Genomic DNA, 21,318 nt, shown 5'->3' with positions numbered 1-21,318 from the left:
GAGAGGGGAGGCATAAATGGCTGAGCCGAAGATCCTAAGAATCGGTGTGCCGTGGCTACTGGCCATAGCAACCCTGGTGATGTGGTTTGTTACTATTTCGCTGATGTGGAACCGGCTCAACGTGGATGAGACCACATGGGGCCGCATGATGTCCATCATGACGGCGCTTCAGTCGCTGGCGTTTGCCGCTGCCGGGGCGCTATGGGGCGTCAAAGTGCAATCCGTCGAGACTGACAAGGCCAAGGAGGGTGAGACCAAGGCAAAAGAGGATAAAAGCAAGGCTGTTGATGTTGCCAGGGAAGGCAAGACGCTTGCAGACATGTTGGACCAGGCGTTGGCCAAGGGCGGCTCTGGAACGATCAATCTTCGCGCGGATAATGTTGGCATGTCAGGCCTAAGGGAGCAGGCCCGGAAAGTCCGAGCGATGGCACTGCCCTAAACCAAGCGCATCGTTGCGCCGAGTTCTACCCGCGCCGGCCTGTCCACCGTGCAATAGACGCCAAGATTGTGCGCGTTGTGGCGAACCAGATTGCGCAGGATTGCCGGGTCGTGGTCGAAGCCGTCCTGGGCGATGATGGTGAAGCCACAGCGGCGGCATGGTTCGGAGATGGTCAGCAGCAGATCGCCGATCGCCAGCTTGCGTCCGATCCATTCCGTTTCCGGGAACGACCCCTCGACTGCTGTCATGTCGATGACGATGTTGGGGCGGAAACGGCGCGGGTCGACGGCGCCTTCCGGATGCAGCGCCTTCAGGCGCGCCAGCGAAGCGGTGGTCAGGAGGTGGACGGGCGCCTTGCGATAACGCTCGGCGGTCAGAAGGCCGGCGTAGTCAGGCGCGTCTTTCTGGCGAAACGGCCGGATCGATGCCGCGAAGCCGAGATAGGCGGAAACGGCATAGTCGCTCTCGACGCTCGGCGCCGTCAGCCACTTGCCACCGGGCACGGCAATCTCAAGCGCGCGGTCACCACTCAGCCGGGTCCGGATGAGCGGCACCTTGTGCCATTTCCCCTCGCGGTCAGGCCGCGCGATCTCACCGTCAGAAGCATCGACGAGGCCGAACAGGCGGTCGCCGTCGATGGTATCGAGGGCGACGGAGATCACATCCTGGCGTTCGCCGGCGAGCGAGCTCGCCGGATAGCGCCAGAGCTCGCTGACAGTGCCGATCTCCGTCGAGGCGGGCATCAGGCCCTCTTGTTCTGCCGGTTGGCGACGAGGTCGTCGACGACCGCCGGGTCGGCCAGCGTCGAGGTATCGCCAAGTGCTGAAAAATCGTCCTCGGCGATCTTGCGCAGGATACGCCGCATGATCTTGCCCGAACGGGTTTTCGGCAGGCCGGGAGCGAACTGGATCTTATCGGGCGTGGCGATGGCGCCGATATCCTTGCGGACATGGGCAACAAGTTCCTTGCGCAGCTCCTCGCTCGGCTTCTCGCCTGCCATCAGCGTGACATAGCAGTAGATGCCCTGGCCCTTGATGTCGTGCGGATAGCCGACGACGGCGGCTTCCGAGACTTTCTCGTGCGAAACGAGTGCGGATTCGACCTCGGCCGTGCCCATACGGTGGCCGGAAACATTCATGACATCGTCGACGCGGCCGGTGATCCAGTAGTAGCCGTCGGCGTCGCGGCGGCAGCCGTCGCCGGTAAAATATTTGCCCTTATAGGTCGAAAAATAGGTCTGCACGAAGCGCTCGTGATCGCCATAGACAGTGCGCATCTGGCCTGGCCATGAATCGGCGATGCAGAGGTTGCCGCTTGCAACACCTTCCAGCACCTTGCCGTCACCGTCGACCAATTGCGGCTTGACGCCGAAAAAAGGCCGCGTCGCGGACCCCGCCTTGAGGTGGGTGGCGCCGGGCAGCGGCGTGATCAGGATGCCGCCGGTCTCGGTCTGCCACCATGTGTCGACGATCGGCACCTTGCCGCTGCCGACGACGTTAAAATACCACTCCCAGGCCTCCGGATTGATCGGCTCGCCGACCGTGCCGAGCACGCGCAGCGACTTTCGCGACGTCCTGGCGACGTGTGTGTCGCCGGCACCCATCAGCGCGCGCAACGCTGTCGGCGCTGTGTAGAAGATGTTGACCTTGTGCTTGTCGATAACCTCCCAGAAACGGGACTGCGACGGGTAGTTCGGCACGCCTTCGAACATCAGCGTGGTGGCGCCGTTGGCAAGCGGCCCGTAGACGATGTAGCTGTGGCCGGTAACCCAGCCGACATCGGCGGTGCACCAGTAGATATCACCGTCATGGTAGTCGAAGACATGTTGGTGGGTCATCGAGACATAGACGAGATAGCCGGCCGTGGTGTGCAGCACACCCTTCGGCTTGCCGGTAGAGCCCGACGTGTAGAGGATGAACAGCGGGTCCTCTGCCTTCATCTTCTCGGGCTTGCATTCCGCCTTAACCGTGGCGACCTCGTCGTGATACCAGACGTCGCGTCCGGCCACCCAGCCGGTCTTGCCGCCGGTGCGTCGCACGACCACGACCTTCTCGACTTTCGTTCCGGCCTTGGCGGCGATCTCGATCGCCTTGTCGGTGTTTTCCTTCAAGGGGATCGGCTTGCCGCCGCGCACGCCCTCGTCGGCGGTGATGACGAAGGTCGATTTGCAGTCGTCGATGCGGCCGGCCAGCGCGTCCGGCGAGAAGCCGCCGAAGACCACCGAATGGATCGCGCCGATGCGTGTGCAGGCGAGCATCGCATAGGCGGCTTCCGGGATCATCGGCATGTAGATGGTGACGCGGTCGCCTTTCTTGACGCCGTGTTTCTTCATCACATTGGCGAGCCGGCAGACATGGGCGTAGAGCTCGTTATAGGTGATCTTCCTGTCGTCGTAAGGGTTGTCGCCTTCCCAGATGATGGCGGTCTGGTCGCCGCGCTTCTTCAGATGCCGGTCGATGCAATTCCATGAGACATTGGTTTCGCCGTCCTCGAACCATTTGATCGAGACCTTGCCGTCGAACGAGGTGTTCTTGACCTTGCTGTAAGGCATGAACCAGTCGATGCGCTTGCCGTGCTTGCCCCAGAACTTGTCCGGGTTCTTCACGCTGTCGGCGTACCATTTCAAATAGGTGTCATTGTCGATCAGCGCATTCTTCTTCCACGCCGGCTGGACGCGATGGACATGAACCTCGGACATATTTTCACTTTCCTCCCGAAACCAGGCCGCCCGGCTTGACCGCCAGCGGCATCGCGGCGAAGCGGCCGCGAATTCGCGCGCATTATTAACAGTTCCGCGGTGACGGCAACATTAGACGTTGGATTTGCGCGGCGGGATGCCGCAGAAGCTTTCCTCGCTGCTGTCAGCACTCAGGCTTGATCGCTGCTAACTGTATGTTTTTATGTAGTAAATCCGGTCTACGCCACAAAAAATCAATAGACGATTAAGCAAATAGCGCGCACAATTTCGCATTGGGAGGAAAGGAGAATCAACCCAGAGGATCGAAATGCGCGACCAATCCGAAATGAACCTGATGCTCAGGGGATATGGCTTGACCACGGCCAAGATTCTTTATCATTTCCCCGATCATCCGCATCTGCTGCAGAGCTTCATCTGGCAGGATTACGACATCGCCCCGAAATTTCCGGTGCTGATCCGGTTCATCGAGTTCTGGCAGACCAAGCTCGATGGCCCGCTGCATTCGGTGAGCTATACGCACCAGAAACTGATTGCGCCGAACGAATGGCGCAAGGTCGATGGCGAGTTCGTGCTGCACTAAGGGCTACCTTAAGCCTGTGGCCGTTTCGGCGCGGTTTCGCTGTCATGGTCGGCACTCTACGGCGCCCCCCTCTGTCCTGCCGGACATCTCCCCCACACGGGGGGAGATCGGCAGCTTCGCCGATAGCGCCATTTCTTTCAACGTTGGAGATTGGCGAAAGCCGTTGCGACATCCGATCTCCCCCCGTGTGGGGGAGATGTCCGGCAGGACAGAGGGGGGCGCTGTCCCGCGAACCTCACGTCCTTGCGGCCCGGCGCCGGTCAAACCGCGGGCGGGCTGAGCCTGGCGAAACCTTCCTGCCGGCGATACGGAAAATAAGGATAGGGCGCGGTGACTTCGCTTGCCGCGTCGAGCTTCTTCATCTGGTCTGATGTCAATGACCAGCCGACGGCGCCGAGGTTCTGGCGCAGCTGTTCCTCGTTGCGCGCACCGATGATGACGGACGACACGGTCGGGCGTTGCAAGAGCCAGTTGATGGCGATCTGCGGCACGGTCTTGCCGGTTTCTTCGGCTATCGCGTCGAGCGCATCGACCACCCGGTAAAGCTGCTCGTCCACGACCGGTGGCCCGAAGCTTGCGGTGTCGTGCAACCGGCTTTTCTCCGGCAGCTTCTCGCCGCGGCGGATCTTGCCGGTCAGCCGGCCCCAGCCGAGCGGGCTCCACACCAGCGCGCCGACACCCTGGTCGAGGCCGAGCGGCATCAGCTCCCATTCATAGTCGCGCCCGACCAGCGAGTAATAGACCTGATGGGCGACGTAGCGCGGGTAGCCGTGCTTATCCGCCAGACCGAGCGATTTCATCACTTGCCAGCCGGAAAAGTTGGAGACGCCGACATAGCGCAGCTTGCCGGCGCGCACGAGACTGTCCAGCGTCGACAGCACCTCCTCGACCGGCGTTGCGGCGTCGAAAGCGTGCAGCTGCAGCAGGTCGACGTAATCGGTGCCGAGACGCCTGAGCGCGTCCTCGACGGCCTTGATGAGACGCGAACGGGAGGAGCCGGCATCGTTGGGTCCGTCGCCCATCGGCAGCGAGGTCTTGGTCGAGATCATCACGGCGTCGCGGCGGCCCTTGATGGCCGCGCCGAGCACCTCTTCGGAGGCGCCGTTCGAATAGACGTCGGCGGTATCGAACAGGTTGACGCCGGCCTCCAGACAGATGTCGACCAGCCGCCGCGCTTCCGTAGCATCGCTGTTGCCCCAGGCGCCGAACAGCGGGCCTGAACCGCCGAAGGTTCCAGCGCCGAATGAAAGCGCCGGGACCTTCAGGCCCGATGCGCCGAGACGTCGATAGTCCATGATCTTATCCTTTTGAGTTGCGAGCTAGGCAGCCGATGTTCCGCTCAGTTTTTGACCAGCATATTGAGGTCGATGGCGTCGGCCATGGCCCGGTTTCCGTTGTCACCCGGATGAAGATGGTCGCCGGAATCGAACTCGGGCAGCAGGCGCGTCGGATACGACGGGTCGCGGAGCAAGAGGTCGAAGTCGACGACGGCATCGAAGGCGCCGCTGGTTCTGATCCAGCTGTTGACCTTCTGGCGCAATGCCTCCTTTTCAGGCGTGTAGTAAGCATTGAGAGGCGTGCCGCTCAACGCACCCTCGAACGGGGTCAACGTGCCGCCGACAATACTGAGATTGTGAGCGTGAGCCTGGGCAGCGAGTTGCAGGTATCCGCTAATCAAGGTTTCGAACGAAGGCAGGGATTGTTCGGGCGCGAATGGCGTTCCGGGCCAACTGATGTCGTTGATGCCGATGAGCAGGATCACGGCCTTGACACCGGGCTGAGCAAGGACATCGCGGCTGAAGCGGGCGGATGCTTTCACTCCCATTGCATCGTCCAGCAGCCTGGCCCCGGATATGCCCGCGTTGACCACCGCCATCTGTTTCGGGACGAGGCGCTCGGCGAGGAAGTCGGGCCAACGGTTGTCTGTGTCCAGCGAAGCCCCGTTCCCGTCGGTGATCGAATCGCCGATGGCGACGATGGCACCGTCATTTGCGGGCGCATCGACCACGATTTCGGTAAGCAGGATACGTGCGTCGGTGGTTTGGGTGGTCGCGAATGCTTCCGAAGCCGTCTGGTTGCCGGCGCCGATGTAAGCAGTCTGCTTGCCATCCCAATGGAAGGTGGAGAGCGGCGTTTCCTGCGGCAGATAGACCGACACGGAAAGGTGGCTCAGACCGTCGACGGGCAAGTCCACTGGGTCGCTGGTCAGGGATGCGCCTGACGGAATTATTGCCTTCTCCCGCCCGCCGAAAGTCATTACGCGATCGGTGCCGGACACGATTTTTGAGCCATCGCCGGCGACCGCCACATGAGCTTCGCCGATCTGCACCGGCGTGCTTGCATACTCGTTCGACAACACGACGCGCAACCTCTGGCCGCCAAGGCTGATCCTGGCTGTCTGGCGGATGGTCTGGTTCCCAAGCTTCGGCGGTATCTTAACCGGCAGGGCAAAATCGGCTTCCCATGTCGATTGAGGACTGGCCAGCCAAGTGCCCACCCAAGCCTGCCTTTCGCCGGCGATGGCCGGATCGAATATGAAGGAAGCTACCAATGCGAGCAGAGCGAGCTTCAAGTGCTTGGTTGTCACGGCAGTGATGGCGCGGCGAACCGGGTATCTCATGCTGGTCACAACGGTCTCTCCTCTTGGGTCGTGTCGTGGTTTCTGTCGGGATCGGGCATTCGGATCATTCGGGCAGCAGTTACTCCGTTGTGCCGGGGCAGACAGCGACCGGTGCGAATCGCTCTTCGCTTCTTTCGAGACGCAGCGCCAGTGTGGCGACGCCGAGCGCCGCGACCGGCAGCAGGGCGGCGACCCAGGTGACGGCGCCGAGGCCGGGGCCGTGGGCGATGACCACGCCGCCGAGCCAGGCGCCGGCGGCATTGCCGAGATTGAAGGCGGCGATGTTGAAGGACGAGGCGAGGCTCTGGCCTGCGCCTTGCGCCTTTTCCAGCACCCACATCTGCAGCGGCGCTACGGTGGCGAAGGCGGCGGCGCCGAGCAGGCCGACATAGATGACGGCCATCGCCTGGCTATGCAGGGCAAAGGTCATTGAGCCGAGCACCAGCGCCAGCACGACGAGACTGCCGAGAACGGAAGGCACCAGCCAGCGGTCGGCGAACTTGCCGCCAAGCAGGTTGCCGGCGATGAGGCCGCCGCCGAAGACAAGCAGGATCGGCGACACGGCGGCTTCCCCAAAACCGGTGATCTCGGTCAGCAAGGGGGCGATATAGGTGAAGACGGCGAAGACGCCGGCATAGCCAAGCACGGTGGTGGCGAAGCCGAGCAGAACCGGTGCGCGGCCGAGCACGGCGAGATCGCCGCGCAAATTGCTCTTCTCAGGCGCCGCCTGGCTGCGCGGCACCAACAGCAGAATGATGGCGAAGGCGACGATGCCGACCAGGGTTACCGCCCAGAAGGTCGCCCGCCAGCCGAAGGCCTGGCCGAGCCAGGTGCCGAAGGGCACGCCGAGGATGTTGGCAATGGTCAGTCCGGTGAACATCAGCGCGATCGCCGAGGCCTTCTTGTTCGGCGCCACCAGGCCGGTCGCAACGACCGAACCAACGCCGAAGAAGGTGCCGTGGGCAAAGGCGGTGAGCACGCGGGCACCCATGAGTGTCCAGTAGTCTGGAGCGAGCGCGCAGGCGAGATTGCCCAGCGTAAAGATCGCCATCAGCGCCAGAAGCACGGTCTTGCGCGGCCAGCGGCCGGTGGCGATGGTCAGCAGCGGTGCGCCGATGACGACGCCGAGCGCATAGCCTGAAATCAGCTGGCCGGCGGCCGAGATCGAGACGCCAAGATCGGTGCTGACGTCGAGCAGCAGGCCCATGATGACGAATTCGGTGACACCGATGCCGAAGGCACCGGCGGCGAGGGCATAAAGAGCAAGAGGCATGGCGGTTCCCACTTCGATCGCGGCCGTTTTACGAAGGGACGCCGCGTCCTCCAGCGCCCCGGCCCGAAAGATCATGTCGCCATGTGCTGTGAACCAGTCTTGCATTGGGCACATTGTCTGTGAAATAGATTCACGAATGGCGAGACCTGACATCAACCGCTCCGGCGAGATCGAAGTGTTCGTCCGTGTCGTCGAGGCCGGCAGCTTTTCGGCCGCCGCACGCGCGCTGCGCATGACGCCATCGGCGGTCAGCAAGCTGATCGCGCGGCTGGAGGCGCGTCTTGGCGCTCGGCTGATCAGCCGTTCGACACGCAAGCTGCAACTGACACCGGAGGGAGTGGCCTTCTTCGACAGCGGCGTGCGCATCCTGGCCGACATGGCGGCAGCCGAGCGCGAGGCGGCGGCGGGCGCCGCGCCGCGTGGGCGGTTGCGTGTCAACAGCTACGTGCCGTTCGGGCAGCACCGGCTGATCCCGCTTTTGCCGCGCTTTCTAGAGCGCTATCCGGAAATCGTGATCGATCTGGTTTTGACCGACAGTGTCATCGACCTGATGGAGGAACGCGCCGATATCGCCATCCGCGCCGGGCCGCTCGGCGAATCACGGTTGGTGGCGCGCAAGCTCGGGCAAAGTCCGGTGGTCGTCGTCGCCGCGTCATCCTACCTCGGGAGGCATGGCACGCCGCAAACGCCGGCCGATCTCGATCGTCACAATCGGATGGGCTTCTGTTTCGTGCGCCATGTCGACGGCTGGCCTTTCGTCGACGCGACCGGCAAGGCTGTTGTCGTGCCGATCACCGGAAATGCACTGGTCAGCGATGGCGAGGCGATGCGGCTAATGGCGCTCTCCGGAGCGGGCATCGCCCGGCTGGCGCGCTGGCATGTGGAACCCGACATCGCAGCCGGGCGGCTGGTACCGCTTCTGGAGGACTTCAACCCCGGCGACGAGGAGCTTACCCACGCCGTCTATGTCGGGCAGGGCAAGCATTTGCCGGCGCGGGTGCGGGCCTTTCTCGATTTTCTGGTCGAGACGGTCCGGCTGCCGTGAGGCCAAAAGGGATCGGGAGCCCTGCCGGCTCCCGAAACATCAATCGAAGGGTAAGATTGAATTATTTTTTCGGCGCAAAGGGCGCCGGCCGCCGCCCCGCCGCCTGACGCTCGAGCATCCAGCCCGGATATTCGGCCGGCAGAGCGCTGACCTCGTCGAGGCGAGCAAGATCATCGGCATCGAGCTTCAATTCGGTGGCGGCAAGGTTCTGTTCGAGCTGCTCCATACGGCTGGCGCCGATGATCACGCTCATCACGAACGGTTTGGCCAGCACATAGCCCAGCGCGACCGTGGCGACACTGACGCCGTGCTTGCCGGCGATCTCGCGCATGACGGCAACCGCCGCCCAGGCGCGATCTTCATTGACCGGTGGGAAATTGAAGCTGGCGCGGCGGCCCTCGCCATTGCCGGGAGCACCCGGTCCGTATTTGCCGGAGAGCAGGCCGCCTGCCATCGGCGACCAGACCATCAGCCCAAGCTTTTCCTCGTTTAGCAGCGGCACGATCTCGCGCTCCAGGTCGCGGCCGGCAATCGAGTAATAGGACTGGACGGTCTCGAAACGGGCAAAGCCTTTGCGGTCGGCAATGCCGAGCGCCTTGGCGATGCGCCAGGCTGCCCAGTTCGAGACGCCGACATAGCGGACCTTGCCGCTGGCAACCAGATCGTCGAGCGCCCGCAGCGTCTCGTCGATCGGCGTCACCGTGTCGGTGCCGTGAAGCTGGTAGAGATCGATATGGTCGAGTTGCAGCCGCTCGAGGCTGGCATCGACCGAGTCCATGATGTGGCCGCGCGAGGAACCGCGCTGGTTGGGGCCGTCGCCCATGGCGCCATGGACCTTGGTGGCGATGATCACATCCTGCCGCTTGATGCCGAGGCTCCTCAGCGACTGGCCGAGAAGCCGTTCGGATGCGCCGAAGGAATAGACGTCCGCCGTGTCGAAGAAATTGACGCCGGCCGCGAGCGAGCGCTCGACGATCCTGTCGACGCTATCCTGGTCGAGGCTGGCGATCAGGCCCCATTGGGCGTTTTCGCCAGCGGCGCCGAAGGTCATGGTGCCGAGGCAAAGTTCGGAGACGAACATCCCCGTGTTTCCGAGTTGGTTGTAGCGCATGGTGCGGCTCCAGAAGTTTGGTGGTGACGTCTGGCAAATAGGAACGGAACGTTTCGTTTCAAGTCTGCTAGCGGAACGAATTCGACCCGGCAGAAAGGTGCCGTTACGAACAGCAAGGCGCCGCCTCAACCAGCCAGGCGCGCCACGATCGCAAAGGCCGTCATGCCGAAGGCGACTGCAGCGAGCGCCAGGAGGAGCTCGACCAGCGCGGTCTTGGCGCTCACGCGACCTTGGCCGGTGTCGAATTCGCCGGCGATCCAGTCCTCGAAGCTGTAGGCGGCTGTGCCGCCACGGTGATGGTGCCGAAGCCGGACACGCCCGGCAATGGCCGGCAGCGCCACCGAGATGATGATGAATCCGGTCATGATGACGAGAAGATAATCGGTATAGCCGCCGTCGCCGAAGCCTATCCAGGCCGACAGCGCGTACCATGCAGCAAGCCCGACCATCGCCAGATAGACGTGCGGGTGCAGCCCGTGGGAGACATATCGATTATAGGGAATGCGTTCAGTGCTCATGATGCCCTCCTTCGGCGTGCAAAGGAACGGCCATGCTTGGTCGCTCGGGTTCTCCTCGGAGCTAGCGCGCACCCAGGGCCTCGCAACGCGGTGCTATGACGCGGCCGCATTGTCCCTGCTACCGAAGATCGCCGAGCCGACCCTGACGCTGGTTGCGCCGAAGGCGATCGCCGTCTCGTAATCGCCGGACATGCCCATGGAGAGCTTTTCGACCCCGGCCTCAAGCCCAAGTTTCTCCAGCAACGCGAAATGCGGACCGGGATTCTCGTCGGCCGGCGGAATGCACATCAGGCCCTCGATGGCGAGGCCGTGAACCGTACGGCAGCGCGCGACGAACGCGACGGCTTCGCGCGGTTCGATCCCTGCCTTTTGCGGTTCCGAACCGGTGTTAACCTGGACGTAGAGTTTTGGTGACCGACCTTGTCTGGCGATTTCCTTGGCGAGTTCGGCGGCGATCTTTTCGCGGTCGACCGTCTCGATAACGTCGAACAGCGCGACCGCGTCCTTCGCCTTATTCGATTGCAGCGGGCCGATAAGATGCAGCTCGATGTCGGGGATGACTTCCTTCAGCGTCGGCCATTTTCCTTGTGCTTCCTGGACGCGGTTCTCGCCGAAGATACGCTGGCCGGCCTCGATGACCGGGCGGATATCGTTAGCGTCGAAGGTCTTCGAGACCGCGACCAGCGTCACCGCGCCGGCCTGCCGTCCCGCCTCGCGCTCGGCAGCTGCGATCTTCGCCTTGACCGTGAAAAACTGTTCGACGGCGCTCGTCATGCCTATATCTGCCTCTAGTTTTGACACTCGTCGGATCGCCGCAGTTGACGGGTCCGGCAATCCATGGTGAACACCGCGACGACATTTCCTGAGCCGCCGGGCATTGTCCGGCCGTTTGCGCCTGCTTTTAAGTGAAAAACATCCAATGGCAACCGAACGATACAATCCGCGCGCATCAGAGCCCAAATGGCAGAAGGCCTGGGCTGAAAAGAAGCTGTTTGAAGCGCACAACGACGACCCGCGCCCGAAATACTACATGCTGGAGATGTTCCCCTATCCATCGGGGCGCATCCATATCGGCCATGTGCGCAACTATACGATGGGCGACGTGGTGGCGCGCTACAAGCGGGCCAAGGGTTTCAACGTGCTGCACCCGATCGGCTGGGATGCCTTCGGCCTGCCGGCCGAAAACGCGGCGCGCGACAACAATGTTAATCCACGCGATTGGACCTACGCCAATATCAAAACGATGAAGGGCCAGTTGAAGTCGATGGGTCTGTCTTGGGACTGGGCCCGCGAGTTCGCCACCTGCGATGCGAGCTACTACAAGCACCAGCAGAAGATGTTCCTGGATTTTTGGAAGGCCGGGCTGGCCGAGCGCAAATCGGCGAAGGTCAATTGGGATCCGGTCGATATGACGGTGCTCGCCAATGAACAGGTCATCGATGGGCGCGGCTGGCGATCCGGCGCACTGGTCGAGCAGCGCGACCTGACGCAATGGTTCTTCAAGATTACCTCGATGGCGCAGGAATTGCTGGACGGCCTGTCGACGCTGGAGCGCTGGCCGGACAAGGTCAAGCTGATGCAGGCCAACTGGATTGGCCGCTCGGAAGGCCTGCTGATACGCTGGCCGCTGGCTGCCGCTACGGCGCCCGCCGGCGAGCGCGAGCTTGAGGTCTACACGACCCGGCCCGACACTATTTTCGGCGCCTCGTTCATGGCAATTGCGGCAGATCATCCGCTGGCGAAAAGGGCTGCGGAAGACAACTCCGAGTTGGCCGCCTTCATCAAGGATATTAAGCGCGGTGGTACGGCGACTGCTGAGATCGAGACCGCCGAGAAAAAGGGATTTGATACTGGCATCCGGGTCGTTCATCCGTTTGACGAGAGCTGGACGCTGCCGGTTTATGTCGCGAATTTCGTGCTGATGGACTATGGCACGGGTGCCATCTTCGGCTGTCCGTCTGGCGATCAGCGCGATCTCGACTTCGCCAATAAATACGGGCTGCCGGTCATTCCGGTAGTGATGCCGGAAGGCGCCGACGCCACGACCTTCCAGATCACTGAGGAGGCCTATACCGACGACGGCGTGATGATCAATTCGCGCTTCCTTGATGGTATGACGCCAAAGGCCGCATTCGATGAGGTAGCGACCAGGCTGTCAGGCATCGCTATCGGCAATCGGCCGCAGGCTGAGCGCAAGGTGCAGTTCCGGCTGCGCGATTGGCTGGTGTCGCGCCAACGTTGTTGGGGCGCGCCAATACCGGTGATTTATTGCGACGATTGCGGCGCCGTGCCCGTGCGCGCCGAGAATTTGCCGGTCGAGTTGCCGGATCACCTGTCCTTCGACAAGCCAGGTAATCCGCTAGACAATCATCCGACGTGGAAGCATGTCGACTGTCCGCAATGTGGCAAGCCGGCGCGACGCGACACCGATACGATGGACACGTTTGTCGATTCATCGTGGTATTTCGCGCGTTTCACAGACCCGTGGAACGAGGCTGCGCCGACGACGATGGCCGCGGTCGATGGCAAGAACGGCTGGCTGCCGGTCAACCAATATATCGGCGGTGTCGAGCATGCGATCCTGCACCTGCTCTATTCGCGCTTCTTCACCCGCGCCATGAAGGCGACTGGCCATCTCAATGTGGTCGAAGAGCCGTTCGACGGCCTGTTTACCCAAGGCATGGTTGTGCACGAGACCTACCGTATCGGCAGCGGCGCCAACGGCCAGTATGTCACTCCGGCGGAGGTCAGGGTTGACATGGTCGAAGGGGAGCGAAAGGCGGCTTTGATCAGCGACGGCACGCCGGTAGAGATCGGCGCGATCGAGAAAATGTCGAAGTCGAAGAAGAATGTCGTCGATCCCGACGATATCTTGGCAAACTACGGCGCTGATACCGCACGCTGGTTCGTGCTGTCCGACTCGCCGCCCGACCGCGACGTGATTTGGACGGAAGCTGGCGTCGAGGGCGCACACCGCTTCGTACAGCGCGTCTGGCGTCAGGTGTCGGAGGCAGCGCCCGCGCTGGCAGGGGTATCACCTGCACAAGGCGTTTCCGGTCCTGCGCTTGAACTGTCGCGTATGGCTCATCGTGCCGCCAAGCAGGTGGCGGAGGATATCGAGAGGATCGCTTTCAACAAAGGCATCGCCCGGCTCTATGAATTGGTCAATGCTATCCAGGCGCTTGCGCCCGCCGGCGCCTTCACGGCCAGCAAAAGTGAGCTCAGCGGGGACAATGTCTTGGGTGGCAGAAGTCTGAACCCGGAAAATGCTCCAGCGTTGCGTCAGGCACTGGAAATGCTCGTCATCATGATCGCACCCATGATGCCGCATCTGGCTGACGAATGCTGGTCGACCTTGGGCGGGACAGGATTTGTCGCCGAACGGCCGTGGCCGGTCTATGATCCGGCGCTGGTCGTCGACAGCGAGATCGTGCTGCCGGTCCAGGTCAACGGCAAGAAGCGCGGCGATTTGACAATTGCCCGCGACGCGGACCAAGGTGCCGTCGAAAAAGCGGTTCTGGCTCTCGACTTCGTGCAGAAAGCGCTCGAAGGTAAGGCGCCGCGCAAAGTGATCATCGTCCCGCAGAGGATCGTCAATGTCGTTGCCTGACTTAGGGAAGACAGAAGTGACGCATTTGCTGCGCCGTATCGCCCTTTGCGGCCTGGTCGCTTCGGTTGCGCTGGTTTCGGCCTGCACGGTGCGCCCGCTCTATTCGAGCGCGCCGCTGTCGGCCGGCTCGCAAGTTGGCGCTGCCGCCGAACTCGCGTCCATCTCGATCAAGCCGGTCAACACCCGCTACGCCCAGCAGGTCCGCAACAACCTGATCTTCGCGTTGGGCCAGGGTGCGGGGGAGCCGGCTTCACCTGCCTATTCGCTCGACCTCGGCGTTTCCGAAATTGTTGAGTCCGCCGCAACTGTGCAGATCACGACCGATGAGGACGAGCCGACGGCGGGCACGGTGACACTGACCGCGAATTATGTGCTGACCGACGCCAAAACCGGCACGAGGATTGCGACCGGCAGGCGCTCGATAGCGTCGTCCTACGACAAGCCCCGTCAGGAGTTTGCCACCTATCGGGCGCAGATCGATGCCGAGAACCGCGCGGCGCGCGAACTGGCGGAGCTACTGCGCCTGTCGATCGCCCAGGATCTGGTCAAGCACGGCAAGACGGTGGCGGGTTAACTTTCCGGCCTCGATCGAGACGTTCCGGTTCTCGCCCACAGCCGCTTGCTGGCGCACAAAAAGGCCGATTGCTCGGCCTTTTTTCATGAATGCGGCGTCTTGATTTCAGCCGATCTTCTGGCCGGTCTTGGCCCAATCGGCGAGGAACTGCTCCAGGCCCTTGTCGGTCAGCGGGTGCTTGACCAGCGCCTTCAGCGTTGCCGGCGGCGCGGTGATGACGTCGGCGCCGATCAGTGCGGCTTGCTTGACATGGTTCACGGTGCGCACCGAAGCGGTCAGGATCTCGGTCTGGAAATCATAATTGTCGTAAATGGTGCGGATGTCCGAGATCAGTTCCATGCCGTCCCAGCCGCTGTCGTCGATGCGGCCGACGAAGGGCGAGATGAACGAGGCGCCGGCCTTGGCGGCGAGCAGCGCCTGGGTCGCCGAGAAGCAGAGCGTGACATTGACCATGCGGCCGTCCGACCGGATATCCTTACAGGCTCTCAGGCCGTCGAGCGTCAGCGGCACCTTGATGCAGACATTGTCGGCGATCCTGGCCAGGATCTTGGCCTCCGCCATCATGTCCTTGTATTCGGTGGCGACGACTTCGGCCGAGACCGGGCCCTTGACGATTTCGCAGATCTCCCTGGTGACGTCGGCGATCTTGCCGCCGGATTTGAGGATCAGCGAAGGATTGGTGGTAACGCCGTCGAGCAGCCCCAGATCGTTCAGGTCACGGATTTCCTTGACATCGGCAGTGTCGACAAAAAATTTCATGGCGGGTCTCCTGAAGATTTTCATGTGCATGCCATGCACATTTGGGGTCGGCCTTTGCTCTAGACCAAAGTCGGGGCAAGGTCACGCCTGATGATGGAAGATTCGCCCTATGTCGCGGCTGCGCCGGTGCTGGTGCCGATGCCCGCCGAGCGCCCCTACACCTATGCCGTGCCCGCCGGCATGCGTGTGGTGCCGGGTTCGATCGTGCGCGTGCCGCTCGGCCCGCGCCAGGTTGCCGGCATCGTCTGGGACGGCGCCGTCGAAAAGGTGGATGCCAAAAAACTGCGCCCGATCGAGCAGGTCTTCGACTGCCCGCCCATCGACAGCGCCATGCGCCGCTTCGTCGACTGGATCGCGCAATACACGCTGTCGCCGCCCGGCATGGTGGCGCGCATGCTGCTGCGGGCGCCGGAGGCCTTCGACCCCGAACCGTGGATCGAAGGGCTGCAACGCACCTTCGCCAACCCCGACCGGATGACAGGTGCGCGGATGCGCGTGCTCGAAACCGCCGAAGGCGGGCTCGCCTGGACGCGGTCCGGGCTGGCGCATGCGGCCGGCGTGTCGTCGACCGTCATCGACGGGTTGAAGGCGCAAGGCGTGTTCGAGACGGTCATGATCCCGCCGCGACCGGTGGTCGCAGCACCCGACCCAAGCTACGCCCAGCCTTCGCTGATGCCGGACCAGAGCGATGCGGCCGCCATGCTGCGCGCCAATGTCGCGGCCGGCGCATTCGGCGTCACGCTGCTCGACGGCGTGACCGGGTCCGGCAAGACGGAGGTCTATTTCGAGGCGGTGGCGGCGGCGCTCGACCGTGGTAGCCAAGTGCTGATCCTGCTGCCGGAGATCGCGCTGACCCACGCCTTCCTCGATCGCTTCCAGGAGCGATTCGGCGCCAAGCCGGCGGAATGGCATTCGGACCTGCCGCCAAGGATGCGCGAGCGTGTCTGGCGGCAAGTGGCGGAAGGCGGCGTGCGCGTGGTTGCCGGCGCGCGCTCGGCTCTGTTCCTGCCGTTCCAGGAACTCGGGCTGATCGTCGTCGACGAGGAGCACGACCCTGCCTACAAGCAGGAAGACCGCATCTTCTACAACGCCCGCGACATGGCGGTGGTGCGCGGCCATATCGGCGGCTTTCCGGTCGTGCTCGCCTCGGCGACGCCATCGGTCGAGAGCCGGGTCAATGCGAGCCAGGGCCGCTACAGCAGGGCAGTGCTTTCGGCGCGCTTTGCCGAGGCGGCGCTTCCCGATCTGAAGACGATCGACATGCGCCGCGCCCCGCCGGCGCGCGGCAGCTTCCTGTCGCCGGTGCTGCTTGGCCATATGCGGCAGACGCTGGAGAAAAAGGAACAATCGCTGCTGTTCCTCAATCGGCGCGGCTATGCGCCGCTGACGCTGTGCCGGGTCTGCGGCCACCGCTTCGGCTGCCCGGTCTGCTCGGCCTGGCTGGTCGAGCATCGCTTTCGCGGCCAACTCGTCTGCCACCATTGCGGACATAATGAGCGACGCCCCGAGGCCTGCCCGGAATGCGGCACGCTCGACCATCTGGTCGCCTGCGGGCCGGGCGTCGAACGCATCGCCGAGGAGGTCGTCGCGCATTTCCCCGACGCCCGCACCATCGTCTTGTCGTCCGACCTGATGGGCGGCGTGCGGCGGCTGAGGCTGGAGCTCGAAGCCATCGCCAATGGCGAGGCCGACATCGTCATCGGCACGCAACTCGTCGCCAAGGGCCACAACTTTCCCAATATGACTTTGGTCGGCGTGGTCGACGCCGATCTCGGCCTGGCCAATGGCGATCCGCGCGCCGCCGAGCGCACTTTCCAGCTGCTCAGCCAGGTGACCGGCCGCGCCGGAAGAACCGGCAAGAAGAGCCTCGGCCTGCTGCAGACCTTCCAGCCCGATCACCCGGTGATGCGGGCGATCGTCTCCGGCGATGCCGAGGCTTTTTACGAGCGCGAGATCGCCGAGCGCGAGCGGGCAGCACTGCCGCCCTTTGGCCGGCTCGCCGGCGTCATCGTCAGTGCTGTGACGCGGGCGGAAGCCGAGGGCCATGCAAGAGGCCTGCGCCGCGCCGCGCCAGAAGCCGCCGACCTGTTCGTGCTCGGACCGGCCGAAGCGCCGCTGTCATTGCTCGGCGGACGTCATCGCTTCCGCCTGCTGATCCAGGGCGAGCGGCGCGCCGACATGCAAGGCTTCATCCGCGCCATGCTGGCCGACGGGCCGAAGATACGGGGCTCGGTCAGGGTCCAGGTCGATATCGATCCGCAGAGCTTTTTGTGAGCGTGGGGCGTGACTTAGTCGGGGCTTGGCGGGTCTTGCAGGATATTCCAGCACCAAACGCCAAGCGCTTTAAAATGCCTGACGTTTGCCGTAATTACGGTAAGCTCGTTAGCTGCCGCCGTGGCGGCGATTAGTATGTCCGCGAGGCCAGGATTCTTCCCTTTCGCGGAGGCTGCTTCCTCCATTCTGCCCGCTCTTCGCGCTATGTCCGCATCGACTTCTAGAATTTGATCTGCAAACCCTTCGATGATGTCGTTAAGCCAGGCAGTGAGACTCTCCGCGTGCTTTGTGGCCCCCGCACGATCGAGCTTGCGTATGCCTTTCTCGATTTCCGTGATCGCTATGACCGGTATGAAGAGCCCTTGCTTTTCACCTTGGGCTACGATCCATGTGCCGACATTTTTCGCAAGCGGCGGCCTGCCGGGCGCGAACGTGGATAAGATGGAAGTATCGATAAGATAGCGGCTCAAAGATCGATATCCCGCGACGGTGACTCGTTCCGTTCAAGCTCGATCCCCCCTGGATAGGTCAGAAGAAACTCGCCGAAGTTTCGACGTGCGACCGGATATAGCTTTTGCAAGTCTTCGACCGACACTACAGCCGCTGCTGGCTTACCGTGCTTTGTGATAATAGTGGGCTCGCCGCTCTCCGCAGCCTCGACGAGCGCTGAGAACCCTGCCTTTGCCTCCCGAACCTGCATGGTTTTCATGCGGTTCTCCTTGTGGTCTCATGTGGTCATATATAGGAATTGGACCGCGAAAGGAACAGTTCCTGTGAAAACCCTTGGGACCGAACCAAAGGTGGCCTACATCGACGAAATCGCCCGTAGGCGCGATGAAAAGATCGATGGCATCATCATGGGCTGCACCGAGATCACCATGCCGATCGGCCAGCCGGATTTCGACATTCCGGTATTCGATACGACGCGCATCCATGCCGAGGCGGCGGTAGCATTCGCGCTCTCTTGATGCGCTTTTCCTAAAGTGCCGGCCACCATCTGGCGCCGGGCTTTTCCTCCGCTAGAATGCCCGAAATTTCGAAACGGCAATTTACGAGGGGGACAAGATGGAATTTGCCTTTCCATGGCCGATGAGCCAGGGCGAGTGGCTGGCATGGTCGAGCGCCGTCGTGACCTTGCTGTTCGGGCTGCTGCTGTTCCTGGCGCCGGAGCTGGCCTTCCGCATCCTGCGGCTGCAGGTCAAGCCCGAAAGGGTGGCGGCGATCGCCGAAGGGCGCGGCAGGATGTCGGGCTTTTATCTCGGCGTCAGCCTGTGTTGCATTCTGCTGGCGCAGCCGCTGCTCTACATGGCGCTTGGCTTTTCTTGGCTGTTCACCGCCTTCGGCCGGCTGCTGTCGATGATGTCGGACGGCGCCAACACGCCTTTCAACTGGGTTTCCATCGCGGTGGAACTGGTGCTGGCGGCGCTGCCGCTTGCCTTCGCCTTCGGCTTTGTGTCTTGAATCCAAAGGCTTCGACTGAACTCCGCCGCCGGATGCGACAATAGTGCCTGAAAACCATGCAGGACGACGCATTGCGGTCTTAAAATGCCTGTGCTAGACGGCAATCGACTTTCGGCCGGGGATAGCGGAAGCCGCGCCTCCGTGCTTGGAAAAATGCAGTAAGGTCAAAGATTTAGCCAGAGTTTTCGCTCGCGCCAACAATCTGCGGCCCCTCAGATAAGAGAAAAGACGGTCCGTGGCCCAATCGTCATCGCCAATCTCAGGTGTCGCAGAGCGCTATGCAGGTTCGCTGTTCGAACTCGCGCTCCAGGCGAATTTGGTCGCCAAGGTCGAGGCCGACCTCAACAGTTTCGCGGCGATGCTCGAAGGCAGTGCCGACCTTACGCGCCTGATCAATAGCCCGGTGTTCTCCAGCGAGGATCAGGCCAAGGCCATTGCTGCGATCGCCGACAAGGCAGGGATCACCGGCCTCACCGGCAATTTCCTGCGCGTCGTCGCCCAGAACCGCCGGCTGTTCGCGGTACCAGGCATGATCAAGGCGTTCCGCCAGATCGCCGCCGAGCACCGTGGCGAGACCGCCGCTGAAGTCACTTCGGCGCATGCACTGACGGGCGCCCAGCAAACCGAGCTGAAGGCGGCGCTGAAAAGCGTTGCCGGCAAGGATGTCGCGATCACCGTGACCGTCGATCCGTCGCTGCTTGGCGGGCTGGTGGTCAAGATCGGCTCGCGCCAAATCGATACGTCGCTCAAAACCAAACTCAATTCGCTCAAGCTTGCACTGAAAGAGGTCGGCTGATGGACATCCGCGCCGCGGAAATTTCCGCAATTCTGAAAGACCAGATCAAGAATTTCGGCAAGGAGGCCGAGGTCTCCGAAGTCGGCCAGGTTCTGTCCGTCGGTGACGGCATCGCCCGCGTCTATGGCCTCGACAATGTCCAGGCCGGCGAGATGGTCGAGTTCCCCGGCGGCATCCGCGGCATGGCGCTCAACCTCGAAGCCGACAATGTCGGCGTCGTCATCTTTGGCGCCGACCGCGACATCAAGGAAGGCGACATCGTCAAGCGCACCGGCGCCATCGTCGATACGCCTGTCGGCATGGGCCTGCTCGGCCGCGTCGTCGACGCGCTCGGCAATCCGATCGACGGCAAGGGGCCGATCCAGGCGACCGAACGCAAGCGCGTCGACGTCAAGGCGCCCGGCATCATTCCGCGCAAATCGGTGAACGAGCCGATGTCGACCGGCCTCAAGGCCATCGACGCGCTGATCCCGGTCGGCCGCGGCCAGCGCGAGCTGGTGATCGGCGATCGCCAGACCGGCAAGACCGCGATCATCCTCGACACGATGCTCAACCAGAAATCGGTGCACGACCACGGGCCGGAGAAGGAAAAGCTCTACTGCGTCTACGTGGCCGTCGGCCAGAAGCGCTCGACCGTCGCGCAGTTCGTGAAAGTTCTCGAAGAGCGCGGCGCGCTCGACTATTCGATCATCGTCGCCGCCACCGCTTCCGATCCGGCGCCGATGCAGTTCCTGGCCCCGTTCACCGCCTGCACGATGGGCGAATATTTCCGCGACAACGGCATGCATGCACTGATCAGCTACGACGATCTGTCGAAGCAGGCTGTCGCCTATCGCCAGATGTCGCTGCTGCTGCGCCGCCCGCCGGGCCGCGAAGCCTATCCGGGCGACGTCTTCTACCTGCACTCGCGCCTTCTGGAGCGGGCCGCCAAGCTCAATGACGACAATGGCGGCGGCTCGCTGACGGCGTTGCCGATCATCGAGACCCAGGCCAACGACGTGTCGGCCTACATCCCGACCAACGTCATCTCGATCACCGACGGCCAGATCTTCCTGGAAACCAATCTGTTCTTCCAGGGCGTCCGCCCGGCGGTCAATGTCGGCCTGTCGGTGTCGCGCGTCGGCTCTTCGGCGCAGATCAAGGCGATGAAGCAGGTCGCCGGCTCGATCAAGGGCGAACTCGCGCAGTACCGCGAAATGGCGGCCTTTGCCCAGTTCGGCTCCGACCTCGACGCCGCCACGCAGCGCCTGCTCAACCGCGGTGCGCGCCTGACCGAACTCCTGAAGCAGCCGCAATTCTCGCCGCTCAAGGTCGAGGAACAGGTCGCGGTGATCTTCGCCGGCGTCAATGGCTATCTCGACAAGCTGGCGATCGACCAGGTCAGCAAGTTCGAGCATGGCTTGCTCAGCCACATGCGCTCGGCCGGCAAGGAGGTGCTCGACGGCATCCGCAAGGAGAAGGCGCTGTCGGACGATCTACGCGCCAAGCTGAAGGCGGAGATCGACACCTTCGCCAAGACCTTCGCTTGAACGAAGCCGGACGGACGGGATCAGGTTTGAA

21 protein-coding genes are annotated in these 21,318 nt (G+C 62.7%); 10 read left to right on the top strand and 11 right to left on the bottom strand.

The window, feature by feature from the left end; all coding sequences use genetic code 11:
• Window positions 1–16 precede the first annotated feature (16 nt).
• Entirely contained in the window at window positions 17–439 is a 423-nt protein-coding gene (locus NKH73_RS04280; protein ID WP_352928415.1) for a hypothetical protein, read from the top strand.
• On the opposite strand, the gene NKH73_RS04275 is transcribed toward NKH73_RS04280, so the two are convergent.
• Complete coding sequence (locus tag NKH73_RS04275) at window positions 436–1,182, bottom strand: MOSC domain-containing protein (RefSeq protein ID WP_352928413.1); 747 nt, start codon at window positions 1,180–1,182, stop codon at window positions 436–438. The genes NKH73_RS04280 and NKH73_RS04275 overlap by 4 nt on opposite strands.
• Window positions 1,182–3,137: an acetate--CoA ligase gene (gene acs, locus NKH73_RS04270; RefSeq protein WP_352928411.1), complete on the bottom strand. Its 1,956-nt coding sequence runs from the start codon at window positions 3,135–3,137 to the stop codon at window positions 1,182–1,184. Before acs ends, NKH73_RS04275 begins: the two co-directional genes overlap by 1 nt.
• Window positions 3,138–3,444: 307 nt before the next feature.
• Between acs and NKH73_RS04265 the strand changes: the two genes are divergently transcribed.
• Window positions 3,445–3,717 (top strand): usg protein, encoded by a 273-nt coding sequence (locus tag NKH73_RS04265; RefSeq protein ID WP_352928409.1) that lies wholly within the window; start codon window positions 3,445–3,447, stop codon window positions 3,715–3,717.
• Between the two features lie 260 nt (window positions 3,718–3,977).
• Here the strand turns inward: NKH73_RS04265 and NKH73_RS04260 are convergent, their stop codons facing one another.
• The 3 genes from NKH73_RS04260 to NKH73_RS04250 all read right to left on the bottom strand — a co-directional run bounded on the left by NKH73_RS04260 (window position 3,978) and on the right by NKH73_RS04250 (window position 7,610).
• Complete coding sequence (locus tag NKH73_RS04260; protein ID WP_352928407.1) at window positions 3,978–5,012, bottom strand: aldo/keto reductase; 1,035 nt, start codon at window positions 5,010–5,012, stop codon at window positions 3,978–3,980.
• Between the two features lie 44 nt (window positions 5,013–5,056).
• Window positions 5,057–6,289, bottom strand: coding sequence for an SGNH/GDSL hydrolase family protein (locus NKH73_RS04255; RefSeq protein WP_352928405.1), 1,233 nt, complete (start codon window positions 6,287–6,289; stop codon window positions 5,057–5,059).
• 127 nt (window positions 6,290–6,416) lie between these two features.
• Window positions 6,417–7,610, bottom strand: a complete 1,194-nt coding sequence (locus NKH73_RS04250) for an MFS transporter (RefSeq protein WP_352928403.1) — start codon at window positions 7,608–7,610, stop codon at window positions 6,417–6,419.
• A gap of 136 nt (window positions 7,611–7,746) precedes the next feature.
• Between NKH73_RS04250 and NKH73_RS04245 the strand changes: the two genes are divergently transcribed.
• On the top strand, window positions 7,747–8,655 hold the full coding sequence (locus NKH73_RS04245) for a LysR family transcriptional regulator (protein WP_352928402.1): 909 nt from the start codon (window positions 7,747–7,749) through the stop codon (window positions 8,653–8,655).
• Window positions 8,656–8,716: 61 nt separating this feature from the next.
• Here NKH73_RS04245 and NKH73_RS04240 read toward each other — a convergent pair whose 3' ends face one another.
• The 3 genes from NKH73_RS04240 to NKH73_RS04230 form a co-directional block, all read right to left on the bottom strand.
• Window positions 8,717–9,766, bottom strand: coding sequence for an aldo/keto reductase (locus NKH73_RS04240; protein WP_352928400.1), 1,050 nt, complete (start codon window positions 9,764–9,766; stop codon window positions 8,717–8,719).
• 125 nt (window positions 9,767–9,891) lie between these two features.
• Window positions 9,892–10,284 carry a hypothetical protein gene (locus NKH73_RS04235; RefSeq protein ID WP_352928399.1) on the bottom strand — a complete coding sequence of 131 codons (393 nt, stop codon included), beginning with the start codon at window positions 10,282–10,284 and terminating at the stop codon, window positions 9,892–9,894.
• Between the two features lie 93 nt (window positions 10,285–10,377).
• Window positions 10,378–11,058 carry a YggS family pyridoxal phosphate-dependent enzyme gene (locus NKH73_RS04230; RefSeq protein WP_352928398.1) on the bottom strand — a complete coding sequence of 227 codons (681 nt, stop codon included), beginning with the start codon at window positions 11,056–11,058 and terminating at the stop codon, window positions 10,378–10,380.
• A gap of 145 nt (window positions 11,059–11,203) precedes the next feature.
• Here NKH73_RS04230 and leuS point away from each other — a divergent pair, with 145 nt between their 5' ends.
• Both leuS and NKH73_RS04220 read left to right on the top strand, forming a co-directional pair.
• Window positions 11,204–13,894, top strand: a complete 2,691-nt coding sequence (gene leuS / locus NKH73_RS04225; protein ID WP_352928396.1) for a leucine--tRNA ligase — start codon at window positions 11,204–11,206, stop codon at window positions 13,892–13,894.
• Window positions 13,881–14,468 carry an LPS assembly lipoprotein LptE gene (locus NKH73_RS04220; protein ID WP_352928394.1) on the top strand — a complete coding sequence of 196 codons (588 nt, stop codon included), beginning with the start codon at window positions 13,881–13,883 and terminating at the stop codon, window positions 14,466–14,468. The genes leuS and NKH73_RS04220 overlap by 14 nt, the downstream gene beginning before the upstream one ends.
• A gap of 105 nt (window positions 14,469–14,573) precedes the next feature.
• On the opposite strand, the gene fsa is transcribed toward NKH73_RS04220, so the two are convergent.
• Window positions 14,574–15,227: a fructose-6-phosphate aldolase gene (gene fsa / locus NKH73_RS04215; RefSeq protein WP_352928393.1), complete on the bottom strand. Its 654-nt coding sequence runs from the start codon at window positions 15,225–15,227 to the stop codon at window positions 14,574–14,576.
• A 90-nt stretch (window positions 15,228–15,317) separates the two neighbouring features.
• On the opposite strand from fsa, the gene NKH73_RS04210 reads away from it, so the two are divergent.
• Window positions 15,318–17,501 carry a primosomal protein N' gene (locus NKH73_RS04210; RefSeq protein WP_352928391.1) on the top strand — a complete coding sequence of 728 codons (2,184 nt, stop codon included), beginning with the start codon at window positions 15,318–15,320 and terminating at the stop codon, window positions 17,499–17,501.
• Between the two features lie 14 nt (window positions 17,502–17,515).
• On the opposite strand, the gene NKH73_RS04205 is transcribed toward NKH73_RS04210, so the two are convergent.
• Together NKH73_RS04205 and NKH73_RS04200 are read right to left on the bottom strand one after the other, a co-directional pair.
• The gene (locus NKH73_RS04205; RefSeq protein ID WP_352928389.1) at window positions 17,516–17,971 is read right to left on the bottom strand and encodes a type II toxin-antitoxin system VapC family toxin; all 456 of its coding nucleotides are present in this window, start codon (window positions 17,969–17,971) and stop codon (window positions 17,516–17,518) included.
• Window positions 17,968–18,210: a type II toxin-antitoxin system Phd/YefM family antitoxin gene (locus tag NKH73_RS04200; protein ID WP_352928388.1), complete on the bottom strand. Its 243-nt coding sequence runs from the start codon at window positions 18,208–18,210 to the stop codon at window positions 17,968–17,970. The genes NKH73_RS04205 and NKH73_RS04200 overlap by 4 nt, the downstream gene beginning before the upstream one ends.
• A gap of 64 nt (window positions 18,211–18,274) precedes the next feature.
• Here NKH73_RS04200 and NKH73_RS04195 point away from each other — a divergent pair, with 64 nt between their 5' ends.
• The 4 genes from NKH73_RS04195 to atpA all read left to right on the top strand — a co-directional run bounded on the left by NKH73_RS04195 (window position 18,275) and on the right by atpA (window position 21,287).
• Window positions 18,275–18,469 (top strand): hypothetical protein, encoded by a 195-nt coding sequence (locus NKH73_RS04195; protein ID WP_502893881.1) that lies wholly within the window; start codon window positions 18,275–18,277, stop codon window positions 18,467–18,469.
• A gap of 97 nt (window positions 18,470–18,566) precedes the next feature.
• Window positions 18,567–18,962, top strand: coding sequence for an AGROH133_08824 family phage infection protein (locus tag NKH73_RS04190; RefSeq protein ID WP_352928386.1), 396 nt, complete (start codon window positions 18,567–18,569; stop codon window positions 18,960–18,962).
• Window positions 18,963–19,197: 235 nt separating this feature from the next.
• The gene (locus tag NKH73_RS04185) at window positions 19,198–19,758 is read left to right on the top strand and encodes a F0F1 ATP synthase subunit delta (RefSeq protein WP_352928385.1); all 561 of its coding nucleotides are present in this window, start codon (window positions 19,198–19,200) and stop codon (window positions 19,756–19,758) included.
• On the top strand, window positions 19,758–21,287 hold the full coding sequence (gene atpA / locus NKH73_RS04180) for a F0F1 ATP synthase subunit alpha (protein WP_127206280.1): 1,530 nt from the start codon (window positions 19,758–19,760) through the stop codon (window positions 21,285–21,287). The genes NKH73_RS04185 and atpA overlap by 1 nt, the downstream gene beginning before the upstream one ends.
• The last annotated feature ends 31 nt before the right edge of the window (window positions 21,288–21,318 follow it).

It is taken from the genome of Mesorhizobium sp. M0938 (assembly GCF_040319125.1).
In the GTDB taxonomy this organism is placed as follows: Bacteria; Pseudomonadota; Alphaproteobacteria; order Rhizobiales; family Rhizobiaceae; genus Mesorhizobium; species Mesorhizobium robiniae.
This window is presented reverse-complemented; position numbering and strand designations above follow the sequence as displayed.

Bases quoted from the DNA above. Each gene is read 5' to 3' on its own strand.
- NKH73_RS04250 (WP_352928403.1), bottom strand. From the start codon at position 7,610: ATGCCTCTTGCTCTTTATGCCCTCGCCGCCGGTGCCTTCGGCATCGGT.
- NKH73_RS04260 (WP_352928407.1), bottom strand. From the start codon at position 5,012: ATGGACTATCGACGTCTCGGCGCATCGGGCCTGAAGGTCCCGGCGCTT.
- NKH73_RS04280 (WP_352928415.1), top strand. From the start codon at position 17: ATGGCTGAGCCGAAGATCCTAAGAATCGGTGTGCCGTGGCTACTGGCC.
- fsa (WP_352928393.1), bottom strand. From the start codon at position 15,227: ATGAAATTTTTTGTCGACACTGCCGATGTCAAGGAAATCCGTGACCTG.
- NKH73_RS04200 (WP_352928388.1), bottom strand. From the start codon at position 18,210: ATGAAAACCATGCAGGTTCGGGAGGCAAAGGCAGGGTTCTCAGCGCTC.
- acs (WP_352928411.1), bottom strand. From the start codon at position 3,137: ATGTCCGAGGTTCATGTCCATCGCGTCCAGCCGGCGTGGAAGAAGAAT.
- leuS (WP_352928396.1), top strand. From the start codon at position 11,204: ATGGCAACCGAACGATACAATCCGCGCGCATCAGAGCCCAAATGGCAG.
- atpA (WP_127206280.1), top strand. From the start codon at position 19,758: ATGGACATCCGCGCCGCGGAAATTTCCGCAATTCTGAAAGACCAGATC.
- NKH73_RS04245 (WP_352928402.1), top strand. From the start codon at position 7,747: ATGGCGAGACCTGACATCAACCGCTCCGGCGAGATCGAAGTGTTCGTC.
- NKH73_RS04220 (WP_352928394.1), top strand. From the start codon at position 13,881: ATGTCGTTGCCTGACTTAGGGAAGACAGAAGTGACGCATTTGCTGCGC.
- NKH73_RS04190 (WP_352928386.1), top strand. From the start codon at position 18,567: ATGGAATTTGCCTTTCCATGGCCGATGAGCCAGGGCGAGTGGCTGGCA.
- NKH73_RS04210 (WP_352928391.1), top strand. From the start codon at position 15,318: ATGATGGAAGATTCGCCCTATGTCGCGGCTGCGCCGGTGCTGGTGCCG.
- NKH73_RS04235 (WP_352928399.1), bottom strand. From the start codon at position 10,284: ATGAGCACTGAACGCATTCCCTATAATCGATATGTCTCCCACGGGCTG.
- NKH73_RS04240 (WP_352928400.1), bottom strand. From the start codon at position 9,766: ATGCGCTACAACCAACTCGGAAACACGGGGATGTTCGTCTCCGAACTT.
- NKH73_RS04230 (WP_352928398.1), bottom strand. From the start codon at position 11,058: ATGACGAGCGCCGTCGAACAGTTTTTCACGGTCAAGGCGAAGATCGCA.
- NKH73_RS04275 (WP_352928413.1), bottom strand. From the start codon at position 1,182: ATGCCCGCCTCGACGGAGATCGGCACTGTCAGCGAGCTCTGGCGCTAT.
- NKH73_RS04265 (WP_352928409.1), top strand. From the start codon at position 3,445: ATGCGCGACCAATCCGAAATGAACCTGATGCTCAGGGGATATGGCTTG.